General features: G+C 34.1%; 14 protein-coding genes and 4 pseudogenes. 6 read left to right on the top strand and 12 right to left on the bottom strand.

The genetic code is table 11. From position 1 onward, the window contains the following. A partial coding sequence (locus Q9306_RS10380; RefSeq protein WP_306198003.1) for an IS3 family transposase occupies window positions 1–91 on the top strand: 91 nt, incomplete at its 5' end. Window positions 92–360: 269 nt separating this feature from the next. Here Q9306_RS10380 and Q9306_RS10375 read toward each other — a convergent pair. The 6 genes and pseudogenes from Q9306_RS10375 to rsgA all read right to left on the bottom strand — a co-directional run bounded on the left by Q9306_RS10375 (window position 361) and on the right by rsgA (window position 7,198). After that, a complete protein-coding gene (locus Q9306_RS10375) occupies window positions 361–729 on the bottom strand; it encodes a DUF3979 family protein (RefSeq protein WP_306197992.1) in 369 nt (122 codons plus the stop codon). Between the two features lie 172 nt (window positions 730–901). Continuing rightward, window positions 902–1,726, bottom strand: coding sequence for a methyl-accepting chemotaxis protein (locus Q9306_RS24610; RefSeq protein ID WP_371932373.1), 825 nt, complete (start codon window positions 1,724–1,726; stop codon window positions 902–904). A gap of 114 nt (window positions 1,727–1,840) precedes the next feature. Then, a pseudogene (locus Q9306_RS24605) lies at window positions 1,841–2,782 on the bottom strand (HAMP domain-containing protein); the annotation flags it as partial. 543 nt (window positions 2,783–3,325) lie between these two features. Next, window positions 3,326–3,478 (bottom strand): annotated as a pseudogene (locus tag Q9306_RS10365) (ATP-binding cassette domain-containing protein); the annotation flags it as partial. Window positions 3,479–3,933: 455 nt separating this feature from the next. Continuing rightward, entirely contained in the window at window positions 3,934–5,916 is a 1,983-nt protein-coding gene (locus Q9306_RS24775) for a methyl-accepting chemotaxis protein (RefSeq protein ID WP_306197988.1), read from the bottom strand. A gap of 229 nt (window positions 5,917–6,145) precedes the next feature. Continuing rightward, complete coding sequence (rsgA, locus tag Q9306_RS10355) at window positions 6,146–7,198, bottom strand: ribosome small subunit-dependent GTPase A (RefSeq protein ID WP_306197986.1); 1,053 nt, start codon at window positions 7,196–7,198, stop codon at window positions 6,146–6,148. A gap of 320 nt (window positions 7,199–7,518) precedes the next feature. Here rsgA and Q9306_RS10350 point away from each other — a divergent pair, with 320 nt between their 5' ends. The 3 genes and pseudogenes from Q9306_RS10350 to Q9306_RS10340 all read left to right on the top strand — a co-directional run. Continuing rightward, window positions 7,519–7,866, top strand: coding sequence for a DUF4257 domain-containing protein (locus Q9306_RS10350; protein ID WP_098919261.1), 348 nt, complete (start codon window positions 7,519–7,521; stop codon window positions 7,864–7,866). Window positions 7,867–7,950: 84 nt separating this feature from the next. Next, window positions 7,951–8,175, top strand: coding sequence for a hypothetical protein (locus Q9306_RS10345; protein ID WP_306197984.1), 225 nt, complete (start codon window positions 7,951–7,953; stop codon window positions 8,173–8,175). A 129-nt stretch (window positions 8,176–8,304) separates the two neighbouring features. Continuing rightward, window positions 8,305–8,418 (top strand): annotated as a pseudogene (locus tag Q9306_RS10340) (transcriptional regulator); the annotation flags it as partial. A gap of 42 nt (window positions 8,419–8,460) precedes the next feature. Here the strand turns inward: Q9306_RS10340 and Q9306_RS10335 are convergent. Together Q9306_RS10335 and Q9306_RS10330 are read right to left on the bottom strand one after the other, a co-directional pair. Further along, window positions 8,461–9,624 (bottom strand): transglutaminase domain-containing protein, encoded by a 1,164-nt coding sequence (locus Q9306_RS10335; RefSeq protein ID WP_306197983.1) that lies wholly within the window; start codon window positions 9,622–9,624, stop codon window positions 8,461–8,463. 483 nt (window positions 9,625–10,107) lie between these two features. Further along, on the bottom strand, window positions 10,108–10,881 hold the full coding sequence (locus Q9306_RS10330; protein WP_306197982.1) for a YwqG family protein: 774 nt from the start codon (window positions 10,879–10,881) through the stop codon (window positions 10,108–10,110). A gap of 247 nt (window positions 10,882–11,128) precedes the next feature. Between Q9306_RS10330 and Q9306_RS10325 the strand changes: the two genes are divergently transcribed. After that, window positions 11,129–11,278 carry a YjcZ family sporulation protein gene (locus Q9306_RS10325; RefSeq protein WP_306197981.1) on the top strand — a complete coding sequence of 50 codons (150 nt, stop codon included), beginning with the start codon at window positions 11,129–11,131 and terminating at the stop codon, window positions 11,276–11,278. Between the two features lie 94 nt (window positions 11,279–11,372). After that, entirely contained in the window at window positions 11,373–12,323 is a 951-nt protein-coding gene (locus Q9306_RS10320; RefSeq protein WP_306197980.1) for a patatin-like phospholipase family protein, read from the top strand. A 5-nt stretch (window positions 12,324–12,328) separates the two neighbouring features. On the opposite strand, the gene Q9306_RS10315 is transcribed toward Q9306_RS10320, so the two are convergent. From Q9306_RS10315 to Q9306_RS10300, 4 genes and pseudogenes are all read right to left on the bottom strand, one after another. Continuing rightward, entirely contained in the window at window positions 12,329–13,036 is a 708-nt protein-coding gene (locus tag Q9306_RS10315; RefSeq protein ID WP_306197978.1) for a class I SAM-dependent methyltransferase, read from the bottom strand. Window positions 13,037–13,288: 252 nt separating this feature from the next. Continuing rightward, window positions 13,289–13,516: pseudogene (locus tag Q9306_RS10310) on the bottom strand (sigma factor); the annotation flags it as partial. A 241-nt stretch (window positions 13,517–13,757) separates the two neighbouring features. After that, window positions 13,758–13,925: a DUF3933 family protein gene (locus Q9306_RS10305; RefSeq protein WP_306197976.1), complete on the bottom strand. Its 168-nt coding sequence runs from the start codon at window positions 13,923–13,925 to the stop codon at window positions 13,758–13,760. 28 nt (window positions 13,926–13,953) lie between these two features. Next, a complete protein-coding gene (locus tag Q9306_RS10300; protein WP_306198001.1) occupies window positions 13,954–14,427 on the bottom strand; it encodes an aminotransferase class I/II-fold pyridoxal phosphate-dependent enzyme in 474 nt (157 codons plus the stop codon). Window positions 14,428–14,605: the final 178 nt, after the last annotated feature.

Below are 14,605 nucleotides of genomic sequence, written 5' to 3'. Positions count from 1 at the left end.
TATGAAATATTACAATCACGACAGATGCCAATGGAATTTAAAAAAGATGAGCCCTATTCAATTCAGGAATCATCTTCTTAAAACTGCCTAGGCTTTTTTAAAAATGTCCTTTACAAAGGGTACACTTTAAAGCGGTCAGGGCCTTTTCCTGCCACATGCGAAGTTTAAACAAAGGGAGAAAGTGAGTGGAGTCTCTTTTTTGTCTGCATAGCAGCAATCTATATGTCGGAAAATGAAAATGGATTCATATAGCTATTATCTCAACTTATCTTCTTTGATACTCTCAAAATCTTGAGACAGCAATCTCTTATTAACTGCGAATGACAAAATAAAAAACATCCGTTAATAACAGGATGTTTTTTACTCACAATCTTCACACACTTCCCAATATAATCCCATTTCAACTGCAAGAAATGGTTTTAATTGCAATCGAATCATACGGCTTGGCATACGATCTAGCACAAATTGAAGGCTTTCCTCTTCTTCTATAATTTCGAGCTTTTGAACAGTAATACGTTGAATCGTTGTAATCGCCTGACCATCTTTATATAAAACAAGACGAATCTCATCGTCTTCATTAAAAAACACTTCTATACTTGTACCTGTTAATGAAATTGTGTTTGTTATGAAATAGGTACCTTTTTCTTCTTGAATATAGTACTTCCAGCCTCGTGTTCCGTCTTTTTGTGGAAGAACTTGAAAAAATGATGTAATCTCCTCGTGTAGCATGCAAATAACTCCTCTCTTACTTCTTGCTCAATATACCCTAAGTACATTTATTGTACCATAAACGACTATAACAGCTGTATTTCCCCGCTCAAGACGATATATTACCTCTTATTCTTTAATAACGTAACAAAAACGAAAAGCGCGTGAACCATTTGATTCACACGCTTTTACATTATACTTTAAATCTTTCGATTAATACTTGTAACTCTTCAGCCATTTGTGATAATGTTCCAGCTGCTGAACTGATTTCTTCTATAGATGCCAATTGCTCTTCTGCTGATGCCGCTACACTTTGTGTGCTAGCTGCATTGTTATTCGCTGTTATTGCGATTTCACCAACTGAAACTGATACTTCATCTGCCCCTTTGGACATTTGTTTTGCTGTCTGAACCATACTATCAATTTGTTTCGCGATTTCACTTGTAGATTGAAGAATTTCAGTAAAGCTTTGCTTTGTTTCATTGGCAATCACAAGGCCTGACTGCACTTCTGTATTTACGTGATTCATAGAACTAACTGTTTTACTCATATCCTCTTGAATTTCTGTAATTAATTTTCCAATCTCGTTTGAAGATGAGCTTGATTGTTCAGCTAATTTACGCACTTCATCCGCAACAATGGCAAAGCCTCTGCCGTGTTCCCCTGCCCTTGCTGCTTCAATTGCTGCGTTCAATGCTAATAAATTTGTTTGATCTGCAATATTTTGAATCACTTCTAATATATCGCCAATTTGCTTTGACTTATTATCTAATAATTGGATGATTGCATCAGACTCTGCAACTGACTGATGAATCGATTGCATTTGACTTACCGTTTGCGCAACGAGCTTATCGCCATCTTCTGCTTTTTGACGTGTATAGGCAGATGAAGTGGCGATTGAGGATGAAGTATCTGCTACAAGCTGAATTCCTTCTGTCACTTCTTGAAGTAACATCGCGCCTTGTTCAACACCTTTTGTTTGTATTGCTGCACTACTTGACACTTGATCAATTGCCATTGTTATTTGTTCAGTAGCTTCACCTGCTTGTCTTACACTTGCTGTTAATTCTTCTGATGAAGCAGCTACGTGCCCTGCTGACGAATTAATTCTTGAAATCAACTCGCGCAGCGACCCAGCCATTTCATTGAACCCTTTTCCAAGTTGACCAATTTCATCGTTTGAGCGAACTTCAATTGTTTCTGTTAAATCACCTTCACTAATTTTATGCGAAGAAATAACCAATTGTTTTAAAGGTTTCGTAATCGAAAGGGTAATAAAGTAAATAATTACTCCTCCTAAAAGAAGGGCAATAACTGCAACAATTAACGTATTGTAAAATATTGGTTCCGCAGCTGTAGTGACTTCATTTGCGTACATCGTACCTGCAATTTTCCAGCTCGTTTTCGCATTTGTCGCGAAAACCATTTTCTTATCTGAACCACCATCTGTATATGTAAATGTTCCGTGATTTTCTTTATACAGTGGTTTCGCCCAAGCATCAGGAGCCTTTGTACCTGACTTCTCTTGTGGATGAGCTATAACATTTTGACTTTGATCTAAAATAAAAGCATAACCCTTTTTCCCTATATTAATCATTTTTGTTGTCTTTAATAAATTTTCAAGCTTTAAATCAATACCAATAACGCCGCTGCCATCATCTAACTTTTTAGAAACTGTAACAACAATATCCCCAGCCGTTTTGTCTTTATATGGGTTTGATATCGCCACGCCCCCATTTTGTTTCATTGCATCTATATACCAAGGACGTTCTTTCGGATTATAACCTGCTGGCATTTGTACGTTCGGTTCTTGAATAAATGTTCCATTATCAGTCCCAACATACAGTTGCACTGTCTCAGGATGTAAACTTACATATTCTGCAAACATTTTCCTAATACTTTCTCCATTATCAGTTTCATGCATATTGCGCTGAATGACTTTAGAAAAATGTGTAACATCATTATACTTTGCATCAATTATTTGATTAATTAAACTATCTAACACTTTAATATTTTCACTTGCACTGCTTGTAATTTGACTATCAAAATTCTTCTTTGCATTTTGGTAAGACATAGCGCCAATTACAGACACAGCAGAAATTAAAATAATAAAAAATGAAAGCAACAGTTTTTTTCCTACATTCATATTGTGGAATGGTTTAAACAACTTTGACATATAGCTCCCCCTTTATGTGCCATCCAACATAATAATTTAAAAAATAAGAATCAGTTGAATATACAGCATTTTCCGACTCATTATTTGTAGATTTTATACAATTAATTGCAATTTGTCTATATATAAATATCGTAATTATAAAATATTTATAAAAATACAGATTTAATTCTATATAAAATCAAATTGCTATATTTAAAATATCATCAGGCAAACGCTGTAAAATGACAATAAAGTTATTTAATTTTAAAAACTCAAACAAGCATAACCCCGTTCTAAATATAGGACGGGGTTAAAAATATAGTTGCTTAATCTTGATGTATGATACTTCACTACACTAAAAAATATAACAATAAAGTCGTTTAAAAATCTAAGTTTTATTCAACAATAGCGTCCGATAATGGAATAACTGAAACATTGTGGGCCTCAAGATTTTACAACCACTCATTGAAGCTCCTTTATTAATTTCGTGAGCTCTTTAAATCTTAGATCAAGCACTTCATATTCTTTATTATTTGGAGTCATAAAGCTAAGCTTCCCCAAAACTTCTTGTCGTTCTGTCTCAAGAGTTAAACGCAATTCCTCATTTATATTTTGTAACTGCATTAGTTCTAACATATAGAATCATCCCTTCTTTTTTGGGAGAATAAAAAATCCTCCCAAATAATTTTGGAAGGATTAATCAAATTGCATTTTGCCGTACGCAAATAAGCTATTTAGTATATAGAAAAATGAGCAGACTAATCCTAAGTTTTATTATCTGAAATATACTATTTCAAATATTAAAAAATAGGTTAGTTATCCATTGTCCACCCATCATCCCTTTCGTTTAATAGTAAAATAATTCTAACAATTCCAAGTGAAGTATGCAACATCGTTTTAGACAAAAATTAACATAACTTTATTTAATGAAAACCTTAAGAGGACTTTCCACTTTCTAATAGTCAAATTTATCTATTCCTTTGACAGCAATATGTTTAATCCTTGTGACTGATGTATTTTCCAGCCCCAAACTAAAAGTGCGCGAATCATTTAATCCACGCACTTTTTCATTACACCTTAAATCTTTCAATTAATATTTGTAACTCTTCAGCCATTTGTGATAACGTTCCAGCTGCTGAACTTATTTCTTCTATAGATGCTAATTGTTCTTCTGCTGAGGCTGCTACACTTTGTGTGCTTGATGCATTGTTACTTGCTGTTATCGCGATTTCACCAACTGAAACTGACACTTCATCTGCCCCTTTGGACATTTGTTTTGCTGTCTGAACTAAGCTTTCAATTTGTTTCGCAATTTCACTTGTAGATTGCAGTATTTCAGTAAAGCTTTGCTTTGTTTCATTGGCAATCACAAGGCCTGACTGCACTTCTGTATTTACAAGATTCATAGAATTAACGGTTTTACTCATATCTTCTTGAATTTCTGTAATTAACTTTCCAATCTCATTTGAAGATGTGCTCGATTGTTCTGCTAATTTACGTACTTCATCCGCAACAATGGCAAAGCCTCTGCCGTGTTCCCCTGCCCTTGCTGCTTCAATCGCAGCATTCAATGCTAATAAATTTGTTTGATCTGCGATATTTTGAATGACCTCTAATATATCGCCAATTTGCTTTGACTTATTATCTAGCAATTGAATAATTGCATCAGACTCTGCAACTGACTGATGAATCGATTGCATTTGATTTACCGTTTGCGCAACAAGCTTATCACCATCTTCTGCTTTTTGACGTGTATATGCAGATGAAGTGGCGATAAAGGATGAAGTATCTGCCACACGTTGAATTCCTTCTGTCACTTCTAGTAGCAACATCGCACCTTGTTCAACACCTTTTGTTTGTATTGCTGCACCGCTAGACACTTGATCAATTGCCATTGTAATTTGCTGAGTCGCTTCACCTGCTTGTCTTACACTTGCCGTTAATTCTTCTGATGAAGCAGCTACATACCCTGCTGACGAATTAATTCTTGAAATCAACTCGCGCAGCGACCCAGCCATTTCATTGAATCCTTTTCCAAGTTGACCAATTTCATCATTTGAACGAATTTCAATTGTTTCTGTTAAATCACCTTTACTAATTTTATGAGAAGAAACAACCAGCTGTTTTAAAGGTTTCGTAATGGAAAGAGTGATAAAATATATGATTACTCCCCCTATAATAAGAGCGATTATTGCAATAATTAATGTATTGTAAAATATCGGATTTGCCGCAGTAGCGACTTCATTTGTGTACATCGTACCACCAATTTTCCAACCCGTTTTCGCATTTGTTGCAAAGACCATTTTCTTCTCTGAACCTTCATTTGAATATGTGAACGTACCATGATTTTCTTGATACATAGGTTTCGCCCAAACATCTGGTGCTTTAGTACCTGACTTTTCTTGTGGATGAGCTATAATATTTTGACTTTGATCTAAAATAAATGCATAGCCTTCTTTACCGATATTGATCATTTTTGTTGTTTTTAATAAACTTTCAAGCTTTAAATCAATTGCAATAACACCACTGCCATCATCTAATTTTTTAGAGATTGTAACAACAATATTCCCAGTAATTTCGTCTTTATATGGAGATGTTATCACAATACCACCGTTTTTCTTCATTGCATCGATGTACCAAGGACGCTCTTTCGGATTAAAATCCGCCGGCATTTGTTCGTTTGGTTCTTGAATATATGCCCCATTATCAGTTCCTACATAAGTATATATGATCTCAGGATGCAAATTCGCATACTCTGTAAATATTTTCCTAATACTTTCTCCATTTTCAGTCTCATGCATATTACGCTGAATGACTTTAGAAAAATGTGTAACATCATTATACTTTGCATCGATCATTTGATTAATTAAACTATCTAACACTTTAATATTTTGACTTGCACTACTTGTAATTTGACTATCAAAATTCTTTTTTGCATTTTGATAAGACATAGTACCAATTACAGACACAGCAGAGATTAAAATGACAAAAAATGAAAATAGAAGTTTTTTCCCTACATTCATATGCTGAAATGATTTAAACAACTTTGACATACAGCTCACCCCTTTATGTTCTATCAAAGATGATACTTTGAAAGTGTATACAGTAAAGAAAAATACGAATTCGTTAGATGTACGACATTTTCAAATTACTATATCATAAATTCTATATAATCAAATTATCTTTGTCTATATACAAAATGTTACATTTCAATGTTCTAATATAAAATTACAAATACATAAAGAAAACTCCAAAAGCGTATATGCCTTGGAGTTTTCTTTTTTACTTTTTCTTCTTTATTTGTTTTGTTATGCTCTTCCACTTATTTCGCTCTGCACGAGCCAAAAGAGCATCTTGCTTTCTCATTGCATAAGCAATTTCTTTTTGTAATTTTTTATAATTGAACAATCGAGCTTTCTCCAATGTTCCCTCATCAATCGCAGCGCGAATTGCACAACCAGGCTCATTTTCATGTTGACAATCTCGAAAGCGACATTTTTGAGCAATTTCTTCAATATCAGAAAAAGTTGCGTGCATTGCACCGCTTCCTTCCCAAAGTTGAAGCTCTCTCATTCCTGGTGTATCAATAACAAGTGCACCTGTTGGTAATTGAAACAATTCTCGATGTGTTGTCGTATGCTTTCCTTTACTATCACTCTCACGAATTCCACCTGTTTTAGCCACTTCATTTTCCATTAAAGCATTCAGTAACGTAGACTTTCCTGCTCCCGAAGAGCCAATAAGCGCAATCGTTTTTCCAGGTTGTAAAAATTGTTGCAATCTGTCTATTCCTGTTTGCTGCAAACTATCAACAGCAAAAATAGGTACACCAATTGCAACCGCCTCTGTTTCCATCATTTTTTGCTCCACATTTGCACATAAGTCACTCTTCGTTAAAATAACGACAGGCATTGCTCCGCTCTCATATGCTAACAATAAATAACGCTCAATTCGCCTTACATTAAAATCAGCATTTAAAGCATTAACTAAAAAGAGATAATCTACATTTGCTGCGACAATTTGTTCCACCGTTTTCTCTCCAGCTACTTTTCTAGAGAAAGAACTTTTTCTTGGAAGCACAGTATGAATCATTGCTTTCTTTTCTTCTGGAAATTTTGTTATGCTTACCCAATCTCCTACTGCAGGGTAATCGCCCTTCTCAATTGATTCATAACGAAATTTCCCTGTTAATTCAGCTACATATTCACCATCTTCGCATATAATCCGATACATATGTTTATGCTCTAACAAAACACGTCCTACTGCAAATTGCTCCGATAATTGATCTTCAAACTGTAAATCCCATCCAAATTCCATTAAATAATTACGATTCAATCTTGAATCCTCCCTAAAATGTTTATTGCGGAAGGATATAACGATTCTTTATAAAGATTCGCCCGTTCCTTCCTTATTTGTATTAACTGTATAAATCTTATAAACAATCGCCATAATACATCACTCCGTTCTAAATAGATTTAATTTTATTATATGAAATTTCAAATAAAATATCCACTACATATATCAGAATTATCAGACTGAATCTTACTATAATAAAAATATTTTCCATACTAACTTTCTCAATATACACATCAAAAATTTTAAAAGGAGTAAGTACGTTAAAAACAGAATGATATTTACTAAAAGGAGTGGATTTGATGGATATGTATTCGTGGCTAACGGCTCTTCTCGTTGGTGGAATTACCGGTTTTGTTGCCCATCTTATCAATCATCAAGGCAAATTATTGCTTCCACGCCGATTAAAAACATTTTTCCATCTCGGCTTTTTAGCTGATATCATCACAGGTAGCCTCGCTGCACTACTTGGCCTTGTTTTATTCGACGCAACAACTTTAAAAGAAATCATTAAAGTTGCAATCGTCACTGCAATTTCTGGCCAAACATTTTTACTCCATCAAGCGCTTGGAGGAGAACAAGCAAAGAATATACAAATGAATAAAGCAAATGAAAAAATACAAGAAATTGACAAATTATTAAAGCGTTAAATGTACTATAACTTGCGATTTGCTGATATAATGAAAAATAAAAATTCTGAATGAAAGCGTCTGTCAGAAGAAAGGGTGTTTCTTATGACAAACAAAAAGATAGAAAATTTCTTATCAGACTCTGAAAAAGAGGAGCTGATAGAAAACTACAGGTGCTTACGAGAAGCCCGCACAAAGCGAGAAGCAAACTATTTTGGTGAAGCAGTAAACAATTTGTTAGATAAAGCAAAGCAACGCATTATTAAAGAAGCTGGTATTAAAGATGAAAATGCTGCAACAATCCAATCTAAGCGAAAAGCACTGTTTTAGTATATACATGAAAACAGTGCTTTTTTTTTGAAGTTCACATAATATTTTTATGCTTTATATATGCATTATGAAACTATTTTTTGTTTTGTTTCAGATTCTTTATTTTTTATAATTCCAGCTCGTTTAAACATGAATATGAGAATCGAAGGAACACAGCGTTTCATTTCTATTCGAACAGAAGACATAAACAAGAGATTTCCAGGATTATTAGACGCTATTTTACAAGCGACAGAACCTTATTAATCACGAAAAAGAGCATCTTCATAAAGATGCTCTTTTTCGTGATTAATATGAAAATGTAATTGTTAACAATGAATATCCATTTTGCGCCTGGTAAGGAGCTACCTGATATGATACTCGCTTTGCTCCTTTTGGCCATGCAACTTCATTCAGTACTTTTTTAACATCATTCATCGTGTTATTGACTGTTTGATGGTAACGTAGTTCTACTTTTTCTTGTTTCGTTGTAAATTTTTGCTGTAATTTTTGTTTTAGCTGGTTATAGTTTTCAGCTCCAAATTCTGCCGCTAAATAAACAAGATTTGTATCCTTTAAGATTTGTTGATAAACAGGCGCTTTCTTATTTCCTGCTTTAATTTTATTTGTTAACTCATTATAATAACTTGTATTTGCAACTGGATATTTACTACGATCCCATTGATGATCTTTACTCATTTGCTCATCGGACATATTAAAATAAGAATACGTAACACGGCCTTGTTTATCCGGAACTGGATCATCAAATGTCGTATCGAGGTGATACCATTTTCCATCAATATTCACAAGGTTCCATGCATGACACTGCCCATTTCCAGTTCCCGTTACGATCTGAGATTGAATCCCCGCTTCTTTTAATAATTGATAGGTTAATAGTGCATATCCTTGACAAACTGCCGAGTGTTTTGCTAGTGCATCGTATGCAGTGTAAGAACGAAGTGATGTGTCATATGAAACATTTTTCACTACATAGTCATGAACAGCTTTTACTTTTTCATTTTGATCCATTCCAACTTTTATGATTGAATTTACAATTGATTTTGCCTGCTTCATCACGTACTGTGATTGCTCTTTCGTTTCTCGGTATGAAATATTCACTGTAAATGAATAATTCCCTGGTACACCACGAATCGAAAATTTTGTACCGCTTACATTATATTTTAAATATTGATCTTTTTCTAATGTCTGATTATAAGCTTGCACCAGTGTATTCAAAACTTCTTTTATGTTTGAATTCTTTGTCTTATAAGCAATCGTAATATTTGTTTCATGATTATTTAAGTGCTGTTGTAATTCTTGTTGAAATGCTGCAATCAGTTTCGCATCACTTACAGAACCATTATCTGTTACTTGTTTTGTAGCGGCATATGAAACTGAAGGCATATGAAGAGTTCCACTTATAATAGACGAACAAAGTGCTATAGTTGTTATACATTTTACAGATTTCTTCATTTCATCACATCCTCATAATATTAAATTACTATAAATTGTATTTCCTATATATATAAATATATATTAATTCTATTAAAAAAGAAAATACATTTTTTATATTTTAACGCATTTTCGAAAGAAATCCACATACAAATAATGCTAGACAGTCCGAACCCATTAACACCACCTAAAATGTATTTGCTTAATCGTAATTCAAACAACATTAAACTATTTATTTGTGTTTATATAATAAATCTCTATGAATCCATTTTAATTTTTCATCATATACGATTGCGGCTATGCAAAAGAACCTGCACTTGCTTCCTCCCTTTGTTTAACCTTGCATGTGGCAGGAAAGGGTACTAACCGCTTCTATGCATGGCCAGATGCTCTCGCCCACCGAAAAAGAATCGTTTTTTTAAATTTGGATTTATATTACTTCATTACTCGATAAAAATTAGAAAAGCAATTTCCGTTCACACGTGAAACTGCTTCTTCTTCAACTTATAAACTTTGTAAAATACAACCAGCATTTTCAAAACGGTGTTGCTTTATATCTTCATTTGCAATACAGAAATATAACATTCCCATATCTCCCCACATCATGTTCAAATGTTGCTCATCAGAATCTACTTGAAATAATAATGTCATCTCACTGTGATGCACATTCATATATTCTTGTGCTTCCTCAAACACTTCTGTTTGAACAGAAAATGGTGTACCCAAAATTTGATGATTGTCATAATGATCCGGTATTAATTCTTCTAATAGTTGTAAGAAACGATCTGAATCGTCTTCGTTTTCAATAAACAACTCAGGAAGTTTTTGCACCTTTTCAAATGTCATTCTACACTGAGGATATTGCCGCTTCATTTGATCGTTTTTTTGTAACTCCTCTATTGATCCCTCATAATATAAAACGCGCCAGCCTTCTTTTACGTTCGAATTTCCATATACTTCATAAAAGTCTTCCTGTTCATCATCAGCAAAATAAAAGAAATATAACATGCCCTTTTCAGGCAAATCATTTTTTATACCTACAGCTTGAATTTCAGCTAAATGAAACTGGGCAACAAAGTGAAGAGGACGCCCTTTATAAGTGGGATATGCCAACTCTGCTGGTAAATCAGGTGAACCTCCCATTTTTGAACACCCTATTGGCAATAGCTCTTCTTGTATTGGTACTACTTTTATACATTCAAATGCCGCCATTAACAATTCATGTTTTATATGATTCAGTTGATACTTTTCAATTAATTCTTCAATATGTTTCGTCATACAAACTCCTTCTGCTACATGATTATCTATATCATATCATAGAATCTTTTGTATCTTCTTTCGTTTTTTCTTTATCATTATCCCACCGCCCATTATGAAAAAGGGCTTGTTCATAATAATCGAAATGCCATTCTACTACATAATATACAGTGTTCCTACAAACATGCAAACTTATCATCCTTTGTAAGACACCCTCAAAAATCCCACTTTGTTTACCCAAAATTCTTATATTAAGGAGGACATAAATATGGGTTATGGATATGGATCCGGTTGTGGATATGGTTACGGCTATGGAGGATATGGCGGTTGTGGATATGGCGGTTTTGCTTTATTAATCGTTTTATTTATCCTTCTTATCATCATCGGAGCAAGCTGCACGAACGGCTTTTTCTGCTAAGTAATCTTTAACAACTATTGAAAAAAGCACGCATTTGTCGTGCTTTTTTATTTTCATTAACTTTATAAATAATGAATTGAAGAGAGGTACTTTTATGAAAATTGACGGTGTCTTCGAAGGAGGCGGCGTTCGAGGAATTGCACATGTTGGAGCAATTTGTGCATTAGAAGAAAACGGTTATACATGGGAACGAGTTGCTGGTACATCAGCTGGTGCTATAATAGCGGCACTGCTCGCATGCGGCTATACAGGAAAAGAATTAAAAACCATTATAAATAACGCTGATTATACAAACTTCCTAACAAAAACATGGTTAGATAAAATCCCCCTGATTGGAAAAGGAGTAAATGTGTGGTTTAAAATGGGCATATATAAAAACGATTTTATAGAACAATGGTTAGAAGATTTATTATCCAAAAAGGGAGTTACTTGTTTTAGTGACTTACCTAACCCCGATAGTTTAAAAATTATTGCTTCTGACATCAGCAATGGTAACATGGTAATTTTCCCCGACGACTTACCGCATTATGGATTTTTAAATAAAAATTTTTCTATTGCAAAAGCAGCAAGAATGAGCAGTACAATTCCTTTCTTTTTTCAACCGGTAAAATGGAAAACTCCTAAGTGGAAGCAATCTTGCTATATGCTTGATGGAGGCGTTCTCAGTAATTATCCGATATGGATTTTCGACACACCAAACATTCCGCGCTGGCCTACTTTTGGGTTTCATTTTGTGAAAGACGAAATTCAAGCTGAACCTGTGCTTTATGAAGAACCCGTTTCTATGTTTAAAGGGTTATTTAAAACAATGATGCAAGCCCACGATTTACGTTATCTCAATACAGAAGCAAGGGCGCGAACAATTAAAATTCCTACTGGAAATATTACAAGTACCAACTTCAATTTAAGTAATGAAGAAAAAGACTGGCTTTATCATTCTGGCTATAAAGCAGCTGAAAAATTTCTAAGCTCTTGGAATTTTAATCAATATATATACCGGTACCGTCGTGACTCTTCTGCTCCAAATAACCGAAACAAACAATAAAACTGTTAACTCAGCTTCTTTTTTCTTACACAAAAAGTAATTGCATTAGTTTTTAATAAAACAGGCTGCTTATCTCTTATAATCCGATACTCTAACGGCTTTATTACTACATGTAATTCTTCCCACCCTATATATACATTGCGCAGTATACAAAGCATTTCTTCTGATGAAAGATTTACTTCAAATAAAGGGTCCAATCTTTCATATGTGTTCATATCAATTTCTTCCACACTAGAATTTATTACAATATAATTAACTCCATTCTCTTTCGTTCCACTGTTCATATTATGCAATACTTTTTCCAACGCAGTTTTGGAGGATACATGCTCTAAACTAGATACCGCCACAATATAATCATATTCATCTGCTCTGATAGAATAATCTTCAATTGTACTTTCTACTGTTTGAATCCGACCTGCAACGTCATAATCATAACTATATTGTTGCAATCGATGCAATGCCAAAGAAAGCAGGTCTACACATACCACTTTTCCCGCTTCCATTCTTTGCGCAATCGGTATACTGTTTCTACCAACCCCACACCCTAAATCCAATACCCTAACGCTTTGTTGGTCTTGAAATACATTCATCATCTCCATAACACCCGAAACTGGCTTATATAACCATGATCCTTCTTCAAATAACTTATGATTAGCATAGCAATGTTCGTGATACTCTTTTTCTTTCTGTCTTATATGTTGAATTCGGCTCATTTTTCTCTCTCCTTTGGCATCTATTTCTTTATGGATTCATCAACATTTAATTTTTCTTCGTACAAACAAATCTGTTTATAGTTTCTGATTCATTTTCACACAAAAAAGATATCCACTCCTACTCAGTATTTTCATGGTGAGAGGCCTTTTATAAAGCCTCCCCTCATGGCATTGGATTTAACATCCAAGCTAACATAAATGTGAAAAAGATAAATACAAGCATAAACGCATATAAGCTAAACGCCCATATCGCACGTTTGCGACCCTTTTCTCTTTCCTTATATAGTCGAAAAAAGTACGATAAGCCACTTTAAACAACCAAGACTTTACGTTTTGATTTTCGTAATCTTCTAGATATAAATAAGCTCGGTAAAATGTTTATTGGACAAGATCTTCTGCCACATGATGACTACGAGAAAGAGAATATAAATAGCGGTATACGTCATTTATATGCAGCTTATATATTTTCTCGATCGTCAATTTCATCCCCCTTTCACATATAACACGTTCTTACATCACAAAAAGTTGCAGAAAATACAAAAAATTATATGCGTAACCTTCCAAATAATAACTATCTATTATAATATCAAAAAATATGTTCGGTAAGAGAAAGTGACACTTTCATTGATAAAGGCTGTACGGACAATTGTTCCCTTTACCTTTCACCATAGGAATCTTACTACATACAAAAAAGACGGTAGCCATAATGGCTACCATCCTTTTACGGATATTGCAATCCCTCTGCTTCTTCCTCCGTAATAACAATATAACGTTCTCCCGTTCTTAATCCTAACAGTTCTGCTTTTTCAATTGCTTCTTGTTTCATTTCAGCATAAGCAGCTAAATATTTTGTTCCATTTATCACTTGGCAAATGACATAGCGTTTCATTTTCTTTCTCCCTTTTTTACTTTCATATTTATTGTTTTATTTCTTGTATAATTTGTGCAAGTTTTTCAATTCCTTTTTCAATATCGTGCGGCGATGCATAGGAGTAGGAAATTCGTAAATGGTGCTCAGCGTGACGGTCATACAAGCTGCCTGGATTCAGTAAAATCCCTGCTTGTAATGCTTTATAAAATAGTTTCTGCATAGAAAACCTCAAATTTATATGTAACCAGATGTAAAAACCACCCTTGGGTACATTCCACGTTGCAATATGTGTAAAATGTTTGTTCAACGCATGCAATGCAATATCTCTGCGCATTTGTAATTGTCGGCGAATACGCTCTAAATGTTCTTCGTACAATCCGCTTAAAAACCACTGAGCAGCTAATTCATCTAACGCAGTGACAATTGTACTTCTGTTAACTTTAAATGCATCTGCTAACGTTCGTTGAGACGATAATTTCGTCCCAATTGTCCATTCTCCATTTGCAATTTTCTCTTTTATATAATCTTCAATTTACTTATATAAAGGAATTGGAGATAAAACATTTGGTTGCCAATCAAACCGTTCCATTACATCGCTCCAATTATGTTTCTACAATTGTAGTATACACTTTGGTTGGGCCACCATCCATCCATATGGATGGATACAATTGATATTTCGCTTTTTATACTAGACATCA

Source organism: Bacillus multifaciens (genome assembly GCF_030756675.1).
Taxonomy (GTDB): domain Bacteria; phylum Bacillota; class Bacilli; order Bacillales; family Bacillaceae_G; genus Bacillus_A; species Bacillus_A multifaciens.
The sequence above is the reverse complement of the archived record's forward strand: the minus strand, read 5'-3'. Positions and strand labels throughout refer to the sequence as shown.

Bases quoted from the DNA above. Each gene is read 5' to 3' on its own strand.
- Q9306_RS10375 (WP_306197992.1), bottom strand. From the start codon at position 729: ATGCTACACGAGGAGATTACATCATTTTTTCAAGTTCTTCCACAAAAA.
- Q9306_RS10345 (WP_306197984.1), top strand. From the start codon at position 7,951: ATGACAAACAAAAAGATAGAAAATTTCTTATCAGACTCTGAAAAAGAG.
- Q9306_RS10305 (WP_306197976.1), bottom strand. From the start codon at position 13,925: ATGAAACGCTATGTCATTTGCCAAGTGATAAATGGAACAAAATATTTA.
- Q9306_RS10335 (WP_306197983.1), bottom strand. From the start codon at position 9,624: ATGAAGAAATCTGTAAAATGTATAACAACTATAGCACTTTGTTCGTCT.
- Q9306_RS24610 (WP_371932373.1), bottom strand. From the start codon at position 1,726: ATGGCAATTGATCAAGTGTCAAGTAGTGCAGCAATACAAACAAAAGGT.
- Q9306_RS10350 (WP_098919261.1), top strand. From the start codon at position 7,519: ATGGATATGTATTCGTGGCTAACGGCTCTTCTCGTTGGTGGAATTACC.
- Q9306_RS10330 (WP_306197982.1), bottom strand. From the start codon at position 10,881: ATGACGAAACATATTGAAGAATTAATTGAAAAGTATCAACTGAATCAT.
- Q9306_RS10315 (WP_306197978.1), bottom strand. From the start codon at position 13,036: ATGAGCCGAATTCAACATATAAGACAGAAAGAAAAAGAGTATCACGAA.
- Q9306_RS24775 (WP_306197988.1), bottom strand. From the start codon at position 5,916: ATGTCAAAGTTGTTTAAATCATTTCAGCATATGAATGTAGGGAAAAAA.
- Q9306_RS10320 (WP_306197980.1), top strand. From the start codon at position 11,373: ATGAAAATTGACGGTGTCTTCGAAGGAGGCGGCGTTCGAGGAATTGCA.
- Q9306_RS10325 (WP_306197981.1), top strand. From the start codon at position 11,129: ATGGGTTATGGATATGGATCCGGTTGTGGATATGGTTACGGCTATGGA.